16 protein-coding genes are annotated in these 24663 nt (G+C 43.5%); 13 read left to right on the top strand and 3 right to left on the bottom strand.

The genetic code is table 11. The features are described 5' to 3' along the window. Positions 1-20: 20 nt before the first annotated feature. The 6 genes from J2X05_RS06050 to J2X05_RS06075 all read left to right on the top strand — a co-directional run bounded on the left by J2X05_RS06050 (position 21) and on the right by J2X05_RS06075 (position 9568). A complete protein-coding gene (locus J2X05_RS06050) occupies positions 21-1115 on the top strand; it encodes a glycoside hydrolase family 117 protein (protein ID WP_151057276.1) in 1095 nt (364 codons plus the stop codon). 208 nt (positions 1116-1323) lie between these two features. Further along, on the top strand, positions 1324-2193 hold the full coding sequence (locus tag J2X05_RS06055) for a transporter substrate-binding domain-containing protein (RefSeq protein ID WP_151057278.1): 870 nt from the start codon (positions 1324-1326) through the stop codon (positions 2191-2193). A 15-nt stretch (positions 2194-2208) separates the two neighbouring features. Further along, positions 2209-2544 carry a hypothetical protein gene (locus tag J2X05_RS06060; RefSeq protein ID WP_007640742.1) on the top strand — a complete coding sequence of 112 codons (336 nt, stop codon included), beginning with the start codon at positions 2209-2211 and terminating at the stop codon, positions 2542-2544. A 33-nt stretch (positions 2545-2577) separates the two neighbouring features. Next, complete coding sequence (gene galE, locus J2X05_RS06065; protein WP_310070086.1) at positions 2578-3612, top strand: UDP-glucose 4-epimerase GalE; 1035 nt, start codon at positions 2578-2580, stop codon at positions 3610-3612. Positions 3613-3904: 292 nt separating this feature from the next. Next, on the top strand, positions 3905-7531 hold the full coding sequence (locus J2X05_RS06070; RefSeq protein ID WP_310070089.1) for a TonB-dependent receptor: 3627 nt from the start codon (positions 3905-3907) through the stop codon (positions 7529-7531). Between the two features lie 69 nt (positions 7532-7600). Then, a complete protein-coding gene (locus tag J2X05_RS06075) occupies positions 7601-9568 on the top strand; it encodes a hypothetical protein (protein ID WP_310070093.1) in 1968 nt (655 codons plus the stop codon). A 232-nt stretch (positions 9569-9800) separates the two neighbouring features. On the opposite strand, the gene J2X05_RS06080 is transcribed toward J2X05_RS06075, so the two are convergent. Then, positions 9801-10610, bottom strand: a complete 810-nt coding sequence (locus J2X05_RS06080; RefSeq protein WP_310070096.1) for an alpha/beta hydrolase — start codon at positions 10608-10610, stop codon at positions 9801-9803. A 5-nt stretch (positions 10611-10615) separates the two neighbouring features. Next, a complete protein-coding gene (locus J2X05_RS06085) occupies positions 10616-11731 on the bottom strand; it encodes a Zn-dependent alcohol dehydrogenase (RefSeq protein ID WP_310070099.1) in 1116 nt (371 codons plus the stop codon). A 178-nt stretch (positions 11732-11909) separates the two neighbouring features. On the opposite strand from J2X05_RS06085, the gene J2X05_RS06090 reads away from it, so the two are divergent. From J2X05_RS06090 to J2X05_RS21155, 7 genes are all read left to right on the top strand, one after another. Beyond that, positions 11910-12776 (top strand): AraC family transcriptional regulator, encoded by an 867-nt coding sequence (locus J2X05_RS06090; protein WP_310070101.1) that lies wholly within the window; start codon positions 11910-11912, stop codon positions 12774-12776. 313 nt (positions 12777-13089) lie between these two features. Next, the gene (locus J2X05_RS06095) at positions 13090-15486 is read left to right on the top strand and encodes a beta-galactosidase (RefSeq protein WP_310070105.1); all 2397 of its coding nucleotides are present in this window, start codon (positions 13090-13092) and stop codon (positions 15484-15486) included. A gap of 132 nt (positions 15487-15618) precedes the next feature. Beyond that, positions 15619-17979: an alkaline phosphatase D family protein gene (locus J2X05_RS06100; RefSeq protein WP_151030828.1), complete on the top strand. Its 2361-nt coding sequence runs from the start codon at positions 15619-15621 to the stop codon at positions 17977-17979. Between the two features lie 260 nt (positions 17980-18239). Then, positions 18240-19673, top strand: coding sequence for a carbohydrate-binding protein (locus tag J2X05_RS06105; protein WP_151030829.1), 1434 nt, complete (start codon positions 18240-18242; stop codon positions 19671-19673). A 78-nt stretch (positions 19674-19751) separates the two neighbouring features. Further along, positions 19752-21545, top strand: coding sequence for a carbohydrate-binding protein (locus J2X05_RS06110; RefSeq protein ID WP_151030830.1), 1794 nt, complete (start codon positions 19752-19754; stop codon positions 21543-21545). 192 nt (positions 21546-21737) lie between these two features. After that, positions 21738-21998: a BON domain-containing protein gene (locus J2X05_RS06115; RefSeq protein WP_151030831.1), complete on the top strand. Its 261-nt coding sequence runs from the start codon at positions 21738-21740 to the stop codon at positions 21996-21998. A gap of 9 nt (positions 21999-22007) precedes the next feature. Next, complete coding sequence (locus J2X05_RS21155) at positions 22008-22196, top strand: SIP domain-containing protein (protein ID WP_151030832.1); 189 nt, start codon at positions 22008-22010, stop codon at positions 22194-22196. A 142-nt stretch (positions 22197-22338) separates the two neighbouring features. Here the strand turns inward: J2X05_RS21155 and J2X05_RS06120 are convergent, their stop codons facing one another. Beyond that, the gene (locus tag J2X05_RS06120) at positions 22339-24657 is read right to left on the bottom strand and encodes a beta-galactosidase (protein WP_310070111.1); all 2319 of its coding nucleotides are present in this window, start codon (positions 24655-24657) and stop codon (positions 22339-22341) included. Positions 24658-24663 lie beyond the last annotated feature (6 nt).

Below are 24663 nucleotides of genomic sequence, written 5' to 3' on the forward strand. Positions count from 1 at the left end.
TTTTAAAAAGTGAGTGAGATATGGGTGATCTTCCAGAAAAAAAATTAAGTAAAGCCAGTTTGCGCGCTATTGAACGTGGCTACGATCAAAAAAATGCCGACTGGGTATTTGAGTTTGATGTAAAACCCTTGGGCGGTGATTTTGCCTACCAAGAGGGAGTGATTCGCCGTGACCCTTCAGCGGTTATCAGTGTCGATGGTGTTTATCATGTTTGGTACACCAAAGGTGAAGGTGAAACTATTGGTTTTGGTAGCAATAATCCTGAGGATAAAGTGTTTCCCTGGGATAAAACTGAAGTGTGGCATGCAACCTCCAGCGATGGTTGGGATTGGAAAGAGCAGGGTGCGGCGATCGTAGCCGGTGCATCTGGCGCCTATGATGATCGCGCGGTATTTACGCCTGAGGTTCTTGCCCATGAAGGTCGCTATTATTTGGTTTATCAAACTGTCCAAGCGCCTTATTTAAATCGCACCAAAGAATGCATTGCACTCGCCAGTGCAGACTCGCCTTATGGCCCTTGGGTTAAAAGTCCAGCTCCCATTTTAACGCCAGCCGATAATGGTGTCTGGGATGGTGATGAAGACAACCGCTTTCATTGCAAAATTCGCGGCGATTTTGATAGCCATAAAGTGCATGACCCATGTTTGATGTTTTATCAAAATAAATTTTATCTTTATTACAAAGGTGAAATTATGGGGGAGCGTATGAACTTTGGTGGACGTGAAATAAAACACGGGGTTGCCATTGCCGATAAAATTGAAGGGCCTTATGTGAAATCGGAATTTAATCCGATCACCAACAGTGGGCATGAGGTTGTTGTGTGGCATGTGAATGGTGGAATTGCCAGTTTGTTGACTACCGATGGGCCAGAAAAAAATACCTGCCAATGGTCACCGGATGGTATTAACTTTGACATCATGGCGCATATTAAAGGTGCACCAGAGGCGTTGGGTTTATATCGCGACCCCGCTGCGGACACTCAAGACCCTATGGCTGGATTGGCGTGGGGGCTGTGTCACAAGTATGATTCTTCATGGAACTGGAATTATATTTGCCGTTTTAAAACCCGTCGGCAGATATTGGATCCTGGCACCTTTCAGAATGTAGCATCCTGATAATCTCCGCCTGATATTTTCGTAAGCGCTGCGATAGCTTGTTTCGCAGCGCTTTTTGTTTCTGCGCTTATTCCCGCCGTCCCTTTATCTTCCTATAAATTCGCGTAAACGTTCTTAATTTGCCGCAAAAACTTCTCGCTTATGGCATTGCAATCTACCTGTATTGGCGCTAGCATTGTGTAAAATGTTAACAATTAACAGGTGGTGTATGCTGCGTATTATAATTTTAAGTATTGCCATATTTGCGCTAAATGTGTTTGCAGCGGCTCCTACCGTTATCACCTTTGGTTCGGGGGAGATAGCGCCAAAAGAGGAAATCTACGAGTACCACCTGTTGCGCCTGGCACTGGATGCTACCAAGGCGGAATACGGCGACTACGAAATTAGAGATTTGCCTAAAGGCGATGTGCCCACTTACTCACGTTTGCGAGTATTTGCTGAGGATAATCAATTCGAAAATTTTGTTTATAAAGATTCGGCGTCCAATGACATCATTGAAAAATTGCATGGCGTGGAGTTTCCCGTAGATTTGGGTGTTACTGGCTACCGTATTGGTTTTGTGTCGCCAGACTCTAAGCGTAAGTTGGAAAAAATTGAAACCTTGGAAGAATTGAAGAAACTGACGATCATTCAGGGGCGTGGTTGGTTAGATAGCGAAATACTCAAAAAAATTGGTTTTAAAGTTGTTGAGGGCGGTAATATCAAAGGTTTGTTTTATATGGCCGCCAATGATCGTGGTGATATTTTTTTGATTGGTGCAAATGAGCTGGAACGGGAGTGGAAGAAAAATCAGGATGTTGAATATTTAAATTATGACCAAAACGTATGTATTTATTATCCTTTGCCAAAATTCTTTTTCTTAAACAAAAAAAATATCAAACTGGCTGAGCGTATTGAAAAGGGGCTTCACATTGCTTATGAGTCGGGTGCTGTTAGGAAATTGTGGGATGAATATTACGGGGATGCTGTGAGATTTTCTGAGCTGAAAAAACGAAAAATATTCCGTTTTGATAATCCCTTGATTGATGCATTAGGTAAAGATTATGAGCGATTTGTTATAAATCCTGAATTGTTATAATTTTTGAGGTTATTCATGCGCTGGCAATCACTAAGTGTGAAAGATCCTATTGAGTCAGCTAAGCGTTACCAGCGTTTGTTTTCTGCTCATGTTATGGAGTTAAAAAATACGCTTGGCGAAAGTAGTTTTTATATGAATTTAGGGGGGGCGTGCCTAAAGCTGGCCGCTGCTCCTTGTGTCAATGCAGATTCACAGCAGCGAATTGAGTTGCGCATGAAAGAGAAGGATATATTTTCCATAGTTGATAGCTTGATTCAGGCGCGGGAGCTTTTTCAGATTGAATCCACAACTGGAAATTTGTTTTATACGGATGTTGATGGCAATATTTTCGAAATTGTTTGCATTAAGTAAGGTTTATATGAACTCCGTATTTGGGAAATGGTAATGAAATCGTATCTTAGGAAGGTTTTGGTAACCGGAGGTGCAGGTTACATAGGTAGTCATGTTTGCATCGAATTAATCAATAATGGTTACTTTCCGGTAGTGGTAGATAATCTATCAAATGGAAAATTAGAGTCGCTGGCCAGAGTTGAAAAAATTACCGGTGTTAAACCGGATTTTTTTCAGTTGGATATCAATGATAAAGCCGCGTTACATCAAGTTTTTTCTGATTATGCGATAGGTTGTGTAATGCATTTTGCGGGCTTGAAAGCGGTGGGAGAGTCTACCCAAATACCTATCAAGTATTACCGGAATAATGTGGCGGGTACTTTGTCTTTGCTAGAGGTCATGGAGGAGCACTCAGTTTTTAATTTTGTATTTAGTTCTTCGGCGACCGTTTATGGCGATCCCGTATCTGTACCCATTGACGAATCATTTCCTCTGTCAGCCACCAATCCCTATGGTCGCAGCAAGTTGATCGTAGAAGATATTCTGCGTGATATGGCCAAGGCGCCAGACAATCAGTGGAACTTTTCAATCCTGCGTTACTTTAATCCTGCGGGTGCTCATGAGTCAGGTTTAATCGGTGAGGACCCCAAGGGGATACCTAATAACTTGATCCCCTATATCGCCCAGGTCGCAGTGGGCAAGCGTGAGGCGCTTACCGTTTATGGCAATGATTATGCGACCCCTGATGGCACTGGCGTGCGCGATTACATACATGTCGTGGATTTGGCGCGAGGTCATGTGGCAGCACTCAATGGTTTGACGCAGCAGTCGCGAGGTTGTTCAACCTATAATCTGGGTACTGGCACTGGCTATTCCGTATTGGAGATGTTGAAAGCATTTGAGCTGGCGTGCGGCAAATCTATACCCTATGTGATCAGCGCGCGCCGCCCCGGCGATATCGCCAGTTGTTATGCCGACGTCTCTCTGGCTAAGGAGCGTTTAGGTTGGGCTGCTGAATTCAATGTTGAACGCATGATGGCGGATACTTGGCGCTGGCAGTCGCGCAACCCAAATGGTTTTGCTGAATAAGGTTTTTCTGTGCTTGCTGTTGTGTTCTTTGGGAGGCCTGTGCCTCCCTTTTTTTGTCTGCTTTTTGTCTTTATCGCTATAGTGGCGCATGCGCTATGGTTACCTTTTTTCACACTACTTAAGTTCAAAGTGTAAATTGCTAACAATCTACAATTGATTATTGACAATGATGAATAGCTGAGTAGTATTGTAATTGGCGTTAAATACTTTGCTTTTTTGTGCCGATTCATGTTGCTTCGAATGGACGGATGGCATGAGACAAAACAATAAATACCTACATGGGGGCTTTACGATGTCAAACATCACTCACCGCCTTAAAATTACGGCGTTGTCAGCGGCAATATGTGCAGTTAACAGCGGTGCTATTTATGCACAGCCAGTTAACAGTGCATCCACGCAAGAACAGGAAGTGGAAGAGGTTACCGTAACCGGTATCCGTGGTGCGCTTCAGCGCTCGATAGATGATAAGCGCAATGCAAAAAACATTACCGATACTGTTAATGCTGAGGACATGGGTAAAACCACTGACCAGAATATTGCAGACTCTTTAGGGCGAGTGACAGGGGTGACGGTTGTAAGCCGGGATGGTGAGGGGGCCAGTGTGACGGTTCGCGGTGCAACTGCTGCGCAAAACACTATCACCTTGAATGGCCAGCAGCTAACCAGTACGGACTTTAGCCAATCTGTTGATTTAAGTTCATTTTCTGCAGACATTCTTTCTAAGCTGGAAGTTGTCAAAACCCCAAGTGCCGATCACGATGAAGGTTCATTGGGAGCAAATATTAATTTGGAAACTGTTCGTCCACTGGACCAGCGTGAAGATTCTCGCTCGATTACAGTGCAGGGGCGCTATAACGATTTCGCTGATGAGGCGGATCATAAGTTGCAAATTTCTGCGACGCAAAAATTTCTGGATGACACTCTGGGTGTTGCCATTAGTGCATACGATGAAACAAACAATTATCGCAAAGATCAGTATCGCGTAGAGAATTTTATTGCCTCTCCTGAAATCGCGGCCGCAACAGATCAAAACGGTGAAATAGTTTCAGGCATCAAGGCTATCTATCATCAAAATACCGGTTACGAACTACATCAAAACGCATCTGATCGACAAGGTATGACATTGGGTGTGCAGTGGGCACCTACTGCAGATACCGAGCTGATGCTGGATACGACTTACAGCAAGCAAAAGCAAACCCGTAGTTTAGATGCACTGAAAACACGCTACCCAGGCAACGCCAATTTTGTTGAAGGCAAAAAGCCATTGGGCGATTTGCGCCCGGCGGCATCATTCACTGATCCGCAGGCGGATTGGTATGGCGTGGATACTAGCACCAATACTATGACAAAAATGGTCAATCGATTTGGTGCTGGGGACATGACTCGCTCTGAGGGTGGGGACGATCAAGAAAATGCCAGTGCGAGTTTGAAGTTAAAACAAACGTTGACTGATCGTTTCCGTATGGAAGCGCAAATTGGCTATTCGGAAAGTACGTCAGAAAGCTTGCCTAATGCATATGCGGCCTTGCAAAACTACAAGAATATTCCTGCTAGTAAATTATTTGATGCGGGTGCTGACGTTGAGCCTGTGGGTTATGACTGCACGAGCGGACGTTGTGTGCAAGTGTTTGGTACGTCATTTGTCGATTTTGGCGATCAGTTATTAGATAAAACTGTTGATGGTGTATTGATTCCTGGTTATGAGGATAACATTGTTAAAACGGGTTTTAATCCATTGGATACAGATACATTCCATTTGGCATATCTCTCTGAAACCGATGTGACTGTTGAAGATACGTTGCAAAATGCGCAGGTTGATTTTGACTTTGACTTAGATACATTTGGTCTGACTACGATCGAATTTGGTGCAAAAGTTACCCAGCGTGAAAAAATGGTAGATAACCAACGCTATCAATTTAATTCCGTAACCAAAACGGATGTTGTTACCGATAAAAATGGCAATCCTGTCGCCGTTCCGGGTGGCGCTTTACTTGATGTTACTGCTTCTTTAGTTGCGCGTGATGGCCTGGACTATAACGATTTTATGAGTTCATTGGGTTATGGTCGTGACAATGCTACTAAAGGTTGGCTGCCTATTGATGCGCGCGCGGCTGTAGGTTTGGTATTGGATGATGAGAACACTGTTCGCACACCTAATAATACTGAATCGCGCACCACAGATATTGATACTGAAGCCTTTTATTTAAAAACCAACTTCTCATTTTTGGATGAACGCCTCACCGGTGACATAGGTGTGCGCTATGTAAAAACAGAAGTGGAATCCAAGGGTTATGCGGGTGCAGATTTTTGGCAGTTCAGTGAATCGCTTGAGCGTGAATTTGATTTAGTGAAATTAAAAGAATTGCGCGACACCTCTTTGCCCGAGTGCCGCCCCTATAGTACCGCTACGAATCGCCCTGGCTATGAAGGTAAGTTTGAGCGTGTTGATGGGCTTGGCTGGGACACCTCCAGTGGTAGCGATCCCGCTGGTTGGACACCTATTCCTGATCAAGGCCCATGCCATGATCCTGATTACGCTGCATGGGTTGCCTATCAACAAGATCCGACCTTGCCTGATCCAGGTGTAACTATTAACTGGTTAACCATGTGGCGTTATGCAGATGTATCAACGACTCGTGAAAATGGTTGGGGTTCACCCATTTCTTATGATGGTACATCACCTATTGCAACGAATAATGCCAATCAATTTAATTTTGAAACGCAAGTAAATAAAGAGCTCCAATCGTTTGAAGCTCGAGGCTCACACACTTATAGCAATGTATTGCCGAGTTTAAACCTTAATTACGCATTCCGTGATGATTTAGTTGGCCGGTTTGCTATTTCAAAGACTATGACTCGCCCGGAAATTGATCAGCTACGCCCTGGCTTTCAGGTCGTTGAAAATGGTTACTGGGCATCGGGTGATACCGGTAGTAAAGTGAGTATGTACAACACCAAATTGGATCCATTGGAATCCAAAAATATTGATGTATCACTGGAATGGTATTTCACTGATTCGGGCATGTTGAGTGTCGCTGTATTTAATAAAGACATGACCAATTTTACCGATGTAGAAAGTGCAAAAACCTATATCTCTGACTTGCGCAATGTTGATGGGCCTGTCGATGCTTCCACGCTGATTAAGTTACCAACAGATGACGCTGCTAATGATTATGGCTTGCAGGGCTGTATGCCATTACGCGCAACAGCGGATTATGGATGGTGGGCAACAGACCCTAATCGTTTTAGTAATGATTTGCGCGATCTTTGTGCTCAATACAGCGTAAATAAAATTATTAACGGCAAAGGTGCAACGATCACCGGCGTGGAATTAGGCTATAGCCAATCCTACGATTTCTTGCCTGGCTACTTTTTGAGTGGTTTAGGTATGTCGGCTAACTATACCTATCAAAATAGTGAGTATGAGCCAGATAAATCGACTATTGATCCAACTAAAAACTTACCGGCATTTCCTGTGGCGGATACCCCTGAGCACAGTTACAACTTGACCGCCTATTGGGAGCAAGATGGTCATCAAGTGCGCTTGAGTTATCGTGGGTCTAGTGATTCTTTGGTGGGAACAGATTACAACACTGGTCTGCAAGGGCGTACCTGGAATCAGGGGTCAATCTGGAATGAGGGGCGCGATACGCTGGACTTCTCTGCTACCTATGCATTTAGCGAAAACATGGACTTCACCTTTCAGGCAACCAATCTGACTGATGCAGTATATCGCACCTATTTTACGAGCCGTGAATTGGAAGTGCAGCGCGTTTACAGTGCAGATAATGCAAAGGGTTATGAGTTTGTTGCCTACGAAGAAGGTAATCCATTAGATGGTGAGGCGACCAAATCCCGCACTTACACTGAATATAAGGTAGGGGCTACCTTCCGTTTGGGTGTGCGTGTGAACTTCTAACTTATCCATTAAGACCGGTGCGGATTTTTCCGCACCTTTCGCTAATAAAATAAATAAGTGGTGTTTAATATGAAACTCTATGAAAGATCCAGATTGTTTGTTGGTTTAATGATCGTATCAGCGTTAACTGCCTGTGGTGGCGATGATAATAAAAAATCAACGGCTTCAGGTGGCAGTGCAGCACCAACGCACAGCGGCAATATATCCAAGGTTTATAGTGAAAAAGATGCGTTTGAATTTGTTGAATTATTGAGTGGAGCTGTCGATACAGATGGTGACATTCTATTGGTGCGCAATCTGACTGCTGATATTGCTGATACCACGGGTTTTGAGAGTGCCGGTGTTCGTATTGGTGTTCGCCCTTCGGCTTTGGCGCCTCATTTAGATACGGGTGATGTGCGTACAGTTACTTACACATATAACATTAGTGATGGTGTCAATAATGTGCAGCGAACCGCAACTTTTTCAGTAATGGGTGAAGATGCTGCGCCGGAGTTTGAAAATATAGTGCTCACCTCTGCAGAAGATGCGGCAGATGTGGTTTCGGTTGATTTGTTGCAAAATGTAATTGATGCTGATGAAGAGCCATTATCAATCACTGATGTCAAGGTTATTTCCAATCCTGACTCGGCAGCAACCTTGGTCGGTTCTGTTGTCACCATAAATGTTGGATCGTTTAAGGATTCCATTAAGGGTGGTGATATTCGTGTATTTAGTTATGAATACAAGGTTAATGATCACAATCACAGTTTGCCGCGCACAGCTATTATCACGATTAATGGTGTTTCTACAGAGCCTGAACCGCCCACTGTTTATGGGCCACAAAAAGCCACTTTTACAACTGCTGGTACAAAAGTAAATTTGGATTTAATTGCTGCACCCAATGTGGTGGATTGGAATGGTGATGCAATCAGTGTTGATTACAATACATTAAAACCAGTTGGCGATGCTCCTGCATTTAAGTTTTCTGGCTCTGCTAATGGCAAGCTGGTGATTGAGCCTGCTGCTTTTTACCAGCATGTGGCAGATACCAAGACGTTTATTTACTCTTATGATGTGGTTGATTCTACCGGCCGTAAAGCAACTGCCACTGCAGAGTTAACCGTTACTAGAGCCCCTACAATATCGCGCATAGCTAATGGTGGATTTGAAAGTGGATTAGTCGGCTGGGTTGCAGAAAAAGGCGGTATTGCTTCAGTAAAAACTACCTCGGCATTGGGGCTTGACTTTAAAGGTGCACAATTGGCCAGTTTTTCTGGTGCGGATACAATTACCGCAAATCTTACTGGTTTAGAAGTTGGGGCAACCTACATAGTTGAAAATCGTGTAAAACATGCCGATGGGTGGGGAAGTGCAGCAACCAGCGCTATCTTCGGCACAGTGGCAGGTGTTCCTGGCACACGGATTACCGGTAATTCTATGTATGAACATGGCGGAGGTGCACGTACGAATGCTGTGGCATTTACTGGTGGGCAGGGAATGACCTATGCATTTACCGCAAACCAAGCTACTGAGTTGGATGATGTAAGTGTTTATAAATACGGTTTTGAACAAGCGAACAATCTTATTTCTGAAAATGATTCCACTTTTGAGTCTGGTGTGGGCAATTGGAAGCTTGGTGCTGGCGCAATGGTGAGTGCTAATAGTCCGATCTCAGGAGCAATGAGCTTGGAGTCAGGGAAAGCAGGTGACATTAGAAATATTTTGCCGTTAGCAACTGGCGCTATTAAAAATGGTAAACGTTATTTGGTTACTATGGATGTGGAGATTGTTGGATTTGAATCAGCCAGTCACACCTTCCGTGTCTCTGTTGTGGATCCAACCAATTTCGATGCAACGGTGATTGGTGGTGCATTTAAAGGGGTCTACTGGCTCTCGGAAGCGAAACAAACCTTTGCTGCTGTACTTGATGTTGCTCGCGATTCGACGGTTACCGATTGGGCAACCAGAGCACAAGAGTTGCATGTAGGTACCAATGTGTGGGGACAAGGTTTCAATTATCGGATTGACAATGTACGGTTATTTGAAATTCAATAGGCCTGATGTTGCTCTAGGTAACTTTTAAGTTAATATTCCCTACTTTTTACGCCCTTAACCTTATGGTTAAGGGCGATTTTTTTATGTGGTACAGAAATTGTCGGTAAGAATAATTTTTCTAAACGGGTGCTGTGGTTTAGTTTGCGAACTTGGTGGGGATACTCCTTTTCTTGTGAGGAAAAGGAGTTGAGAAGGTAGGTAAGGGCATTTGAATGAGGTGTTTTTAATATAATTACTGATAATTTAATTCTTGAATTTGACTAAAAAAATCGAATGTTTTACGAACATTACGATTCCAATAATCCCAACTGTGTTCACCGGATAATGATTCCAGTTCAGCAGTAATGCCAAGTTGTTGTAACCTCTGGTTGAACCTCTGATTGCCTGAATAAAGCGTGTCTTCAGTTCCGCAATCGAATCGAATTGGTGGAAGGTGGTTTTTATTCACCTGTAACCAATGCACTATATCGCTTTCATAAGTTAAATGAGTGTTATAAAGCGATAAGTCTTCAGCGACAAATTGCGCCATTTCTCGAATGTCTGTTATTGATGAGTGCGCCGATATGCCTTTAAAAATTGTAGGGAATTTGGCTCCTAGGCGCAGTGCGCCATAACCGCCCATTGATAGGCCAGCAATATAAACGTTGGAGGCGAGTGAGGCGGACGGATTGCACTTTATAACCGCAGCAATCACATCTTCCACAATCCATTTTTCATAATTCTCACCGTTTGCCAGCGGCAAATAAGCTGAGCCGCCATAAAATCCGCCGTCGGAAGGCATCACCAATATCATTTGGCTGAGACCACCTTTGGCGTATTCATCGCTATAGGCCTTGTGTACGCCACCCAAGCCCGACCATACCCAGTGATTGCCGTAAACGCCGTGCAACAAAATTACAATTGGTAAATCTTTGCTGTCGGGATGAGCGTTAAAGACGCTGATATCGCAGCGTCGGTTTAGGTGTGAGCTCTGAACGGTGAGTAATTGAAAATGTTCAGCAAGATATTCCGGGTTGGATTGTTCAATTCTAATAACAGCCATTTGTATTATTCCTCGTCATCAAAGACAACAACACCTTTGGCGATACGGCCATTAATTAAATCATCAAAACCCTGTGCTACATCCTCAATGCGATAGGTTTTAGTGACCAACTCATCCAATTTTAATTGGCCCGCACTATATAAATCCAAAATGCGTGGAAAATCCCGGTCGGGATTGCACATCCCATAAAGTGGATTGATATATATTTTGTCCCATTCAAATAATTCACAGTCAAAATCAATGCGCTGCTCAATGCCACTGACTTGCACCGCCGTTCCGGCACTACGAATAAGTTTGAGTGGTGCTGAGCCAAGCGCGGGAACAGCGGTGCACTCAAAAGCATAGTCTGTTCCGCGCCCGCCGTTGATCGCACGTACTTGCGCGGCCACTTCGTTAAAATCCTTATCTTCTCGTGTCGCTATGACACCGTGGGTCGCGCCGAATTTTTTAGCTTGATCCAAACGCCCGCTATTGATATCAATGGCGATAATTTTATTGGCGCCCGACAATTTCGCCGCTTGAATAACATTTAAGCCGACACCACCGCAGCCAATTACACAGACAGATGAACCCAGCTTGACGTTGGCGGCATTGACTACGGAGCCCCAGCCCGTCATAACACCGCAACCAATAATTGATGCGGTAGCGTAGGGGATGTCGCAGTGAATTTTGACCACTGCAGATTCTTTAACAATGCTATGTTCAGACATAGTGCCGAGATGAAATGAGCGTTCAATCGGCGCGCCTTGATGGCTTGCAGCATCTGGGTGCGCGTGCCCGCAAAGACCTTGCCCACAAACCGGTGAATTTATTTCGCAGATATGAGTATTGCCTTCGCGGCATTGAAAACAGTGACCACAGGGAATTGCCCAGTTTAAGATGACTCTATCACCAACTTTTACTTTGGCTACTGCTGAACCAACGGCCATAACAATACCAGCACCTTCATGGCCAACAATAAAAGGTTTGTTCCAAGTATTGATGGAGTCCCAGTCGGTGTGGCAAATGCCTGATGCTTTTAATTTAATCAGCACCTCGTCTTGTGCCGGAGTACCAATGGCAATTGTGGTTAAGTGGAAATTTCCTTTGCCATCAGACAATATGGCTTTTGAATGAATCATGAAAGTTAGCTCCAGTAATGTTCGTGAAGTAGGTGTTCAATGGGTTAAAAACGAAATATATAGACTAGAATTAATTTGATTTTCATTGTTGATGGTCGGCTACAGCTAAAAAATATTGCTATCGCATTAAAAATATAATCAACTTTGCTTCAAAAATATTGACTACTGGAAAATGAGCATGGGCAAAAACAACGTATATTGTGAGCCGTTTTGCATACAGCATGGTTATGATTTTGAAATCCATCATGTGGTGTATTCGGAGGACTCTCCCTATTCCTGTTTTATGCATTTTCATGAAGTTCACGAACTTATCGTCTTTGATTCTATTGAGGGAACTTTTTTTTACAGTCAGGGCAAGTCAGCTTTATGTGATCAGGATCTCGTCTTCACTCCCGCACTGGAAACCCATGATTTTGAGCTGTCATCGCGCAATAAATCCTGGTATATCATCCAGTTTTTACCTGCCATTTTGCTGGCCCCTGGGCTAGAGCAGGCAGAGGATTTCTTTAAATATGGAATGCACTTACGCCTGAAACCTGAGGATGCAAGTGCTATTCAAACCCTGTCAAAATGGTTGCTGGATTCTTATCGTGAATCACCCTCCGGCAATCGCAGTCAGGCATTATTGCGCGCGCTATTAACCTGGGTGGCAGAGCGCGCAACGCCATTAAAACCACCGCACTATGACACGCTGTTAAAATCCTCCGGCTATGTAAAACTGGAGCCGGTAATTAATTTGTTTCGCCACAATAAAAGTGTTGAGCTTTCCTTGGAGCAAGCGGCGGAGTTGTGTTGTGTCTCGCCCGCGTATTTTTCACGCTTATTTAAATCCGTGTTTCGCTGTAATTACTCTGATTACAATGTTAAACATCGGCTTTACAGCGCTGCGCGAATGTTAAGCCAAAGCCAGTTTTCCATCACTGAGATCAGTTATGAGCTCAATTTTTCCAGCCCCTCGCACTTTATTTCCCAATTTAAAAAGCTCTTTGGTGTGACGCCAAAAAAATTCAAAACCACCATGCTGCAGCGGGTTGCTGAACCCTAGGTCTGGTACGTCATTATTGATGCGCTGCAATAGATCGGCACACTAAGTCGAATTAATGTAGCAAATTGTATTGGTTATAAATGGCACGAATAAAACCAGGAATGTCATTTATTTGACATGCAGCATATGCCTATGTCTGGATTTGTTAAGGGGGGCGTTTAGCGAGGTTGATAAAATTCCAGCATGGTGTATATTGTTTATTGTTGACAAAAGAGGCTGCGGCACTAGGGAAATTGGTTGTTTCATAAGGTTTTTTTTAAGAAATCGCGATTATCAATAACACTTCAATATATAAACTAAAAACAGGTGATTCATGATGAGCTCGAGTTATAAGCTTGATCGATCCATTACATTCTTTCTGAAAACCAGTGTGCTTAGTGTGGCTGCGCTGTTCTTAATCGCCTGTCAGGAAGAGGCGGCAGACAAGGGCGCTGCTGTATCCGAGGTTAAATCAACGCCCGCGGATAAAGTGTTGTTTGATTTTGAGGGCGAGCAGTTACCAGCGGAAATCAGTTTTTTTAACGCTGAAGGTAGCTTGGTAAAAACATCGCCGAACAATAGCTCTGCCTCACAAGCATTAAAAGTAAAGTTTCACTCTGTTGAGCATGAATACACCTCCTTAGTTATCCAGCCAAAATCAGATGCCTGGAATTGGAGTGATATTGGCGATGCCAGCCTTGCCTTTGATATAGCCAATGATGGCGAACATTCCGTACAGCTATTCCTGGACGTGTCTGACGCAAAAGGCAACAACTTTACCCGCAGCGTCAGTGTGCCGGTAGGCAAGTCCCGCGTTTATTATTCCAAGTTAAGTGGCCACGATATGGTCAGTGCAAATCCGGATTCCAAGGTGGAGTTAAATGCGGCCTCAGGATTGCGTGGCAACCCGCCGACTTGGTCGGGCGACGATGTGCAGTTCATTTGGATGTGGGGCGTTATGAATTTGGATTTGTCCGCTATTAAGCGCATATCCTTAAGTGTTCAATATGCTTTGCACAATAAAGAAATCACCCTCGACAATATTCGGGTTATTAAAAGCCCTGCAATGAATAAAGATTTCCTGGTCAATCTGGTCGATAAGTTTGGCCAGCCAGCCAAAGTGGATTTTGCCGGTAAGATTCATTCTGAGGCAGAGTTGCAAGCAGCAACCCAGAGCGAGTTAAAAGAGCTAAATAACGGTGCGCCATTAGCCGATAGATCTACATTTGGCGGTTGGAAAAATGGCCCGAAACAACCTGCAACAGGCTATTTTTATCCTAAAAAAGTCGATGGAAAATGGTGGTTGGTTGATCCAGAAGGGTATCTCTATTTTGCGACAGGATTGGACATCATACGTTTGGCTAATGCATACACTATGACCGGCTATGATTACGATGCTACAACTATTGAACAGCGCAGTGCCGATGATTTGACTCCCGAAGATTCGAAAGGAAAAATCCTTATCTCAGATGAGGCGCAAAAAACCCGTCATTTGGTTTCTAAAACTCGCGCCGACATGTTTGAGTGGTTGCCCAAGCATACTGACCCTTTGGGTAATCACTATGATTACAATCGCGATGCCCACTCAGGCCCACTGCTAAAAGGTGAAGCCTTTAGTTTCTATAGTGCCAATCTTGAGCGTAAATACGGTGAAACAGAACCTGATTCCTATTTGCGCCAATGGGAAAAAGTTACTGTGGATCGCATGTTGAATTGGGGTTTCACCTCGCTAGGAAACTGGACTGATCCAAAATTCTACAGCAATCAACGCATTCCTTATTTTGCCAATGGCTGGATTATTGGCAACTTCAAAACAGTTTCCAGTGGCAATGATTTTTGGGGTGGTTTGCCTGATCCATTTGATCCGGTATTTAAAGAGCGCGCACTTGCCACGGCCAAGGCTATTGCTGAAGAAACTAAAAATAGCCCTTGGTGTGTCGGCGTATTTATTGATAACGAAAAAAGCTGGGGGCGCTCAGAAAGCAAAGAGTCTGAATATGGCATAGTGTTAAATACACTGACTCGCGATGGCGCAGATTCGCCAACTAAAAATAAATTTACGCAGTTGATGAAAGAAAAGTATGTGGATATAGCAGCATTAAATACCGCATGGGGAACCTCAGTTGAATCCTGGGATGCATTTCAAAAAGGTGTAAAAACTGGCATTAACAACGATGTTCAATTGCAAGATTTCAGTCTGTTATTTACCCAGTATGCTGAAGAGTATTTCAAAATTGTTGAGGGCGCCTTAACACAATATATGCCTAATCACCTGTACTTGGGTGTGCGTTTTGCAGATTGGGGAATGCCAAAAGATGTAGTTAAAGCAGCGGCAAAATACGCCGATGTTGTTAGCTATAACTTCTATAAAGAAGGTTTAACCAAAAATAAATGGACGTTTTTAGCGGAGCTGGATAAACCCAGCATAATCGGTGAATTCCATGTAGGCACAACGGAGTCAGGTTTGTTCCACCCAGGCTTGGTGCATGCGGCCAATCAGGAAGATCGTGCAAAAATGTATAAAGAGTACATGGAAACGGTTGTCGATAATCCTTATTTTATTGGTGCACATTGGTTCCAGTATATGGATTCACCGGTAACTGGCCGCTCCTATGATGGTGAAAACTACAATGTAGGTTTTGTGTCGGTGACTGATACACCCTATGCACCTATGGTGAAAGCCGCCAAAGAGCTGCACGGTGAAATGTATACTCGCCGCGCGAAAAAATAATAGTGTTTATGATCGTTTCAGAACGAAGGAGCTAGTCAGTAATGGCTGGCTCTTTTTTTAACGATGAAATATGTAATCACTACATGCAATGCAGATTTCCAATTCCCATATTTGATAAATACCGGATGTTTTATGAATGATTTTTTTTCACGTCGCGATGCATTAAAGCTGGCAGTTGCAGGTCTGGCAACTAGTGCTATTGGCTGTTCTGTAAACACGAGCAATGATAAGCCAGTAACACAACAGCTGCTTGATTCATCGGTAGCTGATACTTGGAGCAATAGCCATGATCGGGTATGGATCGGCGGCGACTATTGGGCTAACCCAATGGAGGATTGGCGTATTGTTAATGGTGGGGCTGAGTGTTTGAGTACCGGCGGAAATCGCAGCATACATTCGTTAACACATCAATTAGCAAATGTATCAGGTATTTTCTCTATTGCGGTGCGCATAAAAAAATTGACTGTCGGCGAGCAAGATGGCGGTGCCGGTATTCGCATTGGTGTGAATAGCGATATTAAAGAGTATCGCAGTAACTGTTTTGTGCAAAAAGGCTTTGATGCCGGAATTATCCACAATCAACTTGCATTGGGCGCTAAGCGCGTCGAATTACTGCAATCCTTGGGTGATGCTGAAGTTGAATTGAAGCTCTCTGGTGAGCCGCGTATTGGTGTATATGCATTGACCCTTGAAGCAAGGTTGGTCGACACAGGCAAACTAATTGGCCAAATAGATGATTTGGTTGCAACCGATCACATCATGGGTAATGTCGCTGTGGTCAGTAACTTTGCAATTTCTTCGGAAATCGCGGCGAACCCAAAAGGGACCACCTATCGGTTTTCAAAATGGACACTGCAAGGCAATGCATTTAGCAATCTACCCGAACAAAAATTTGGTCCCATTTTATGGACTATGTACAGCCTAAGTGATAGCCGCAGCGATGAAGGTTTTGTATTGAAGTTGAGCGCCTTGACTGGCCCTATGGGGGCGCAAGATAGCCATGAAGTTGAATTGCAGGTGCAGAAGTCTGGCAGTTGGAAAACTATAGCCAAGGCGCCGTTAGATTCAGATGCTTGGGTGGCTACATTCCGTATTTCGCACTGGAATGAAAAAGAAGTTACTGCGTATCGTGTGGTTTATCGCGAGCAGCGTCGGGATGGTAGTCAGGTGTCGGATTATTTTTCCGGTACTATTAAAGCCAATCCAGTGGGTAGAAATTTGCGCATGGCAGCACTGACTTGCCAAAATGATTATGCTTTTCCCTATGCCCCTGTTGCGACAAATGTTGCCAAGTTAAACCCGGATTTGGTATTTTTTTCGGGTGACCAACTTTATGAGAACCACGGTGGTTTTGGTTTAATTCGCACGCCTGCTGAGCCAGCGCTGTTAAATTATCTGCGCAAGTTTTATCAATTCGGTTGGGCGTTTCGCGATGTAATGCGCAATGCGCCCACTCTTTGTTTGCCCGATGATCACGATATTATGCAGGGCAATTTATGGGGCGAAGCTGGCGCAATGGTTTCATCTGATGCCCCTATTATTGATGGCAACGTGGATATGTGGGGCGGTTATGCGCTTCCGATACGTGTAGTGAATACCGTACATAAAACTAATACGGCACATCTTCCAGACCCCCATGATCCAACCCCTTCACTGCGCGGCATGAATGTGTATTACACCGATTTAGTGTATGGCGATGTTGGTTTTATTATTCTGGCGGATCGCCAGTGGAAGAGCGGTCCTGATCGATTGAATATTGTTGTAGGCGTGACCGGTAACGGTGAAGCTCCAACCTTTGTTAACCCTGATTTTGATCGTTCTGATTTACAGCTTTTAGGTACAAGGCAAGAAGAGTTTTTAGCGCAATGGGCGAATGATTGGCGTGGACATTCATTAAAAGCCGTGTTGAGTCAAACCGTTTTTGCTGGCATCTCAACGCATCAGCCGTTGCCCACCAAATATTTAAAATATGATTTTGACTCCAGTGGTTGGCCTGCCAGTGCACGCAATCGCGCAATTGAAATCATGCGCACCTCAAAAGCATTGCACATTTGTGGCGATACGCATTTAGGAACATTGTCGCAATATGGTGTTCACGCACAGCGCGATAGTAACTGGGCATTTTGCACACCGGCAATTGCTGCGGGCTGGCCGAGATGGTGGCGCCCTGACGATATAAAAATTCCTTTTGCACATCGCCCTGCCCATGGGCACTCACAAACCGGTGAATATTTGGATAGTTTCGGTAATAAAATTTATGTATATGCGGTTGGTAATCCCGAGGTGGGCAAGTCCAATAATCGCTATATTCAAGCTCATGAAAAGGGCAGTGGTTTTGGTTTTATTGTGTTTGATACGGTTGCAAAAACTTATACCACTCAAGCCTTTAAATTTTTAATAGATGTGGCAGATAACAGTCCGAATAATCAATTCTTAGGTTGGCCGGTGACTATTCATCAAGACGAAAATATCGGGGTGAATAGTTTGAGCTAATTGTTTAATTGCTATAGCTGATCTTCCACATGTTTTTCCATTCCCAAAGCCGCGGCCTTATACCGCGGCTTTTTTCGTTTAGACGAAAAGGTTATTTTCCTGTCTATTGAATAATGTTAACAATTAACATATATTTGGATTGTATTGATTAGACATAGATGTCGCCTGACTTATAAAAATAATAATTAACCTAGTTCAATTAAAGCCATATCAAAAAACGTTTTCCGTCCAGTATAAAAATAATCACGTGGAGCCTTGTTATGAAAAAGCATATTTCATGCTGTATTGCATTAATGTTGACCTCAGTAGCTTCGTTGGCTGCTGATTGGGATGCATATCCTGTGCCCGCTAGTGCAGGTGCTGGGAAAGTTTGGCAGCTACAGTCTCAGTCGGATGAATTTAATTACAACTTTTCTGCTACAGCAGCTGCTGCAACCTTCGGTGGTAAGTGGACTAATTTTTATCACAACACTTGGGAAGGGCCGGGGCCTACTCGTTGGATGCGCGAAAACACCTCAGTGTCTGGCGGGCAATTGCAAATAAAAGCAACACGTGTTGCGGGTGAAACCAAAACCTACGATGTGGATTTAAATCTCGATGGGGTTAATGAGCAATTCACTTCTCCTGCTACGCGTGCTGGCTGCATCACCTCAACGACTAGAGTGAAATATCCGGTATTTATTGAAGCGCGGGTAAAAATTGCCAATGCGGTAATGGCATCTGATGTTTGGATGCTCAGCCCTGACGACACAGAAGAAATTGATATTCTTGAGGCTTATGGTGGCAAAGCGGCGCGCAATGATTGGTTCGCGCAACGCTTGCATTTAAGCCATCACTTATTTATTCGCAATCCATTTACCGATTACCAACCGCGCGATGCCAGCACTTGGTACGCAGGGGCAGGGGTAACTTATTGGGCTGATAATTGGGTTCGTATAGGTGTGAATTGGGTTAGTCCAACCCGCCTTGAATATTATGTAAATGGCCAGTTAGTTAAAGTGATGGACAAACTGAATACCGTCAACGGCATTGATGGTATAGATCCGTGGAATATCACGGGTGGTAAAGGCATTACTAAAGAGATGGATATCATTATCAATATGGAAGATCAAAATTGGAATGCAGCGCAAGGGCGCCAACCTACGGATGCTGAAATTACTAATGCAAGTAATCACACCTTTAAAGTGGATTGGATTCGTGTTTATAAGCCTGTAACCGCAACAACCAGTTCATCGTCTAGTAATGGTAGCGCTGCTAGCAGTGCTTCAAGCAATACAGTTCAGCTGATCGATTTCGCCAATTATTTTGATACAGGTAAGGTTACGGCGAGTGTTTCTGGCGATAACTATATTGGTTTTAATAAGTCCGGTGGCGGCAATATTAATTACAACACGGTCGGTGATTGGGGTGATTATTTAGTGACGCTGCCTAACGACGGTAAATATAAATTTGAAATTATTACCGCATCGCCTATGACCAGCGGCCTTGGTGCAAAACTCATTATTGATGGAATTTATGTGGGAACCATCAGTGTGGGTTCTACCGGTGGGTGGGAGGTGTATAGCGCATTTGCGCTGGCTAATAGTATCTCCATTGGTGCTGGTACCCACACTGTGCGCATTGAAAGCACTGGTAGCAGCAGCTGGCAATGGAATGGCGATCAAATTCGAATTACTCGAGTTGGCTCACTCTAACCTTTAGCTAGCTTGTTAAATAATGATTGTATTTTTTACGGTTTCGTTAATATAAAAATAACTTTTGGAGTTTTTGCAATGAAAAAAATCACTTCATGTATTGCTGCAGCTTTGTTGCTGTCGGCTCCTTTGGCATCATTCGCTGCCGATTGGGATTCAGTTCCTATTCCTGCAGCAGCTGGAACAGGTAAAACGTGGCAGTTGCAGTCAATATCAGACGAGTTTAATTACACTGCTAGCCCCACCGTTAAACCGGCGGAATTTAATACACGCTGGAATCCCTCTTTTATTAATAGTTGGACTGGCCCAGGCGATAGTGAATTTAACGCTGGTCATTCCTATACTTCGGGAGGTTCTTTGGCCTTGCAATCAAGTGCAAAGGCGGGCACCAACAAAATCTATACCGGCATTATTTCGTCCAAGGAAACGTTTACTTATCCGTTGTATTTAGAGGCGCGGGTAAAACATACCGGCAACACTCTGGCAAATGCGGTGTGGATGCTAAGTGCTGATTCAACGCAAGAAATTGATGCCATGGAATCCTATGGTAGCGATCGTGCAGGGCAAGAGTGGTTTGATCAGCGTATGCATGTGAGCCACCATGTATTTATTCGCAGTCCGTTTCAAGACTATCAGCCAAAAGATGAGGGATCATGGGTTGTAAATCCGGCGGGTGGCACTTGGCGTGGCGCTATGCATGTTTACGGAGTGCACTGGAAAGACCCTTGGAATTTGGACTACTACATTGATGGCGTAAAAGTTCGTACAGTTTCCGGTCCTGCGATGATTGATCCATATAACTTTACCAATGGCACAGGCATCAATAAACCGCTGCACATTATTATTGATGTGGAGCATCAAGATTGGCGCGATGTACGACCAACAGCAGCAGAGTTGGCTGATACTAGTAAGAGCATAATGTTTGTGGATTGGATTCGCGTATACAAGCCGGTTACCAGCAGCGCGACTAGCTCCAGTAATAGTGTAAGTTCTTCAAGTAGTAGCCTGAGCAACTCAAGTAGCAGTAGTGCGACTACGGTTATTGATTTTGCAAATTATTTTGATACAGGTAAATCAACAGCAAGTGTAGCGGGTGATACCTATGTTGGTTTTAATAAGTCCGGTAGCGGCAATATTAATTATAATACTGCCGGTGATTGGGCTGACTATTTGGTTACTTTGCCGAGTGATGGGCAATACAAAATTGAAGTTACCACTGCATCGCCAATGACTAGCGGTATAGGTGCAAAGCTCAGCGTTGATGGTATTTATGTCAGCACCACTAGCTTGGCTGCAACCGGTGGTTGGGAGTTATATAGTGCCTCCACGCTGGCAAATAATTTGTCGATTGGTGCAGGCACCCATACGGTTCGCATTGAAAGTACCGGTACTAGTGCATGGCAATGGAATGGTGATGAAATTCGCGTGACCAAAGTAGGCAGCGCACCTGTCGGTTCGCCGACTACGCCAGCACCGGTGGCCATGATCATACAAGCGGAAAGTTTTTCAGCAACGGGCGGTGTTTACGATGGCTTTAAGACCTATAGCGTAAATGGAGTAAGTGCGATTAATTACAATCAGCGTGGCGACTGGGCGGATTACGCCGTTAATGTAGCGGCCGACGGCAGCTACACCTTCAACGCTTATGTCAGTTCACCCATGTCGGGTGCTGCGCTGGAAGTCAGTGTTGATGGAGTAAAAGTATTAACTCAAGCCGTGCCCAATAATGGCAGTTGGGATAGTTTCCAAAAAGTCAGCTCTGCCAGCAAAATTGCCCTAACCAAAGGCGCGCATACTATTCGCGTCACTAGTGCTGGCACCACCTCATCGACCTGGGAGTGGAATGCAGACAAGTTTGAATTGATACCCTAATAATATTTTGCGCGCGTAGTTTTAAATATCTATTAAATAATCAATGATAAAAAGATCCAGCAATCGCGATATGTTTATATCTCAATTGTTGGATCTTTTTTTTGGTTAAACAGGATTTTTGGAATTGGATGAATCCCTGCAATTAGCTTGTAGTGGTAAATCTAATTAAGATAAAACTTAAGGATTTCATAAATGAATATTAAAAATATCTTCATATTACCTTGCGTTATCTTAATGCTTTCTGCTTGCACAGGGCGGGAGATTGTCTCCGGTGTGGCTCAATTTGAAGCAGATAAATACTGCAGTAACACCAGTGATATTAGCTACTTGCAATGTGGAACCCAGGTTGATGATGAGTATGTAAAAAATAGACTGTTAAAAGAACAGCAATTGCGTGAGGCTGATGAAGCTCTGCGACAAGAAAAGTTGGAGCAATTAAAAAAAGCCAAATAACTAAGGTGGGTGATTGGCCCTTATCAAAAACGTAATCTGTTGCTGGAAAACCTTAAGAAAATCGAATGGAAAGCGGGTGAGCCTGCTATATTTATTGCTGCTGAATCAGCCCAGATGCAAGCGATAAAGCTATATGTAAAGAGTCAGCCAGGTTATAGTAAAATCCAAACTTACGCATCTGGATACTGGAAGGCATAAATACAGAATCTCTCATATCAACTATCAAAATGAAGATGCTGAGGCTGCATTAATTTCCGGGGAAAATAAATACAGCCTCAGCTCGACAATAGGTTTGACACTCGCGATCGCGATTATTGTTAAAAAAATAGTTTTTCTTTTATTATTTTCCAAAACGCTTAATGTAAAGGCTTTTATTGACTTCTTGCGCCGCCTTTACTAAGGGTGTGTAGGGGATGTCGGCAACACTTACAAAACCCACATTATAATTCTCACCGTCATAAGCCCGCCCAGTTAATGGCGAGTCAATATACTGAAACCAGTGTGCCCCCACAAAATAGGGGTTTTCAATCACACTATTGAGATAGCTTTTATATTTTTCACCGCGATCAAATTGAGATTCTGCATGTATTAACCCAGGGTTTAAGAGGCCAGAGTCAATGGCGCCATTATGGAATTCACCAATAATGCTGGGTTTGTCTAACTCAGCTAAAAAATCCCAATAAGGTTGATCAATACCTTCCCTATAGTAGTTGTAGCTCATCACATCTACATATTTTGCGGCGGCTTTTAGTACTTCAGGTGTCATAGCCCAATGCGCAAAGCGTGGGCCCATATACAGATGATTCGGCATATATTTTGTTAGTGCTTTATCTACGCGACTGAAGTAGGCATCAGCATAAAGATAAAGCAATTCAGAGAAGTCACCCAGCATTTGTGCATTATAAGATGTCAGCTCTACCGGCCGAGACAGCTGTGCCCAAGAAGTATGTTTTAAATCCCATGCGGTATTTAAACTTTCTATATTCTGATACTTATTTTTCAGATGATTGATAAACTCCTGTTTTAAGGGGCTGTCATTAGCATTCTTTTTTAATCCATTGATAACAATTCCATACTGGAGCGAAGGGCTACCCATGCTCCCCCAGCTTTTTTCATTATCAATAAATACGCCTACACACCATGGGTTGTTTTTTACTTCATCGGCTATTTTTTTAATGGCCTTGTTGGTGCGCTGTGTAAATACTGGGTCAAATGGATCGGGCATGGCACCCCAATAGTCGTTGCCTGAATTAACTGTTTTGAAGTCACCAATAATCCAACCATTAGCAAAATAAGGAAGTCTATTCATTTGATAGAAGCTAGCGTCCACCCAATTACCAAAGGATGTAAAGCCCCAATTATGCATACGTTTGATGGTGGTGTCGCGCCAGTCTTGCATTAGTGCTTCTTCATTTTGCGTGGCGTATTTACGGGCTAAATTAGCTCTATAGAAACTAAAGGTTTCGCCTTTTTTTAAGCTGCCAGAATGTACGCTGCGGCGATATCCATAATTGGCGCCTGCAGCTTCACTGTAGCTGGGCAGCCAAGTAAACATATCAGCCCTCAATTGGGAGCTTATATGACGCGATGACCAAGCTTGTTTCGGGGCAGTGTTTAAACCTATCGAATCTTCGGGGGTGTAATCGCCAGCATCTCGTTGTTTGATTAGGGCCGCATCAAAATCATAACCGGTAATGGTTGAGGTGTTCGCCATGCGAATATTGGCAATACCATTCGAGAAAAATAGATATCCTTCTGGATCAACGAGAGACCATTTACCCTGATATTTCTCAGCCCGAAAGTAACCGGTACTTTTTAACTTGGGGCCATTTATCCAGCCATTAAATGTTGAACGGGATGGGAATTGTTGGTCAGTTAAATTTTCTTGCTCTTGTTGTGAAAAACTACGTAATTGATCGGCGCTGTAAACCTTCCCAGCGAAGTCTTGTTTTGCATTTTGGCCATACTCATCAACTAAACCAGTGAGGTATTCTGGGTCAAAATTATTAGGTTTAACTACGCGGAGGTTATCAATGATTAATTGTTTGTTTTCTAATACGCCTGAAATAAGCAGACGAATAGATGTGATTGCACTAGTGTCGAGTGTTTTTGTGCCGCCTCGCCAAATAGTTGAAATATAGTTATGGGGCCAACTGGGTGGGTCGTTGCGAATTCCGGTATTAAGAAGAAAAGATGGTACTTTAAGTTCAATTAAGTAACTGTTATTTGATTCAGCTGGTACGGCGACATTACTTAGTTGAAATGCTCCGCTTTTATCGTAAGTATATATGTAGATGTGGGTTGAACTTTTTGTTGAATTTTCAATATCTAACACGAGAGCTGCTGATTCATAATCATTAAAATTCCATGTGTTTGACGGGTTGATGTAAACCGATGAATCATGATTGTTGAGTGAGTCAAAATTGATTTCTAACCCGTGATTTCCCTCATTAACAATGAGTTTCGATCTGGCGTTTTGTAGCTCAATTGCTTTTATGTCGCTCTCGTTTTCAAAATCAAGCAGAATGCGTTCTTTAACTTCAAGCAGGTTAATTTTATCATTCTTGCCTTTTTTGTGTTTTGGTTCAGCGCAGGATGCTATTAAAAATAGACTAATTATGCACAATATAATTTGATTAAGATGTTGTGAGTTTTTCATTGGTAG

It is taken from the genome of Cellvibrio fibrivorans (assembly GCF_031457055.1).
Classification (GTDB): domain Bacteria; phylum Pseudomonadota; class Gammaproteobacteria; order Pseudomonadales; family Cellvibrionaceae; genus Cellvibrio; species Cellvibrio fibrivorans.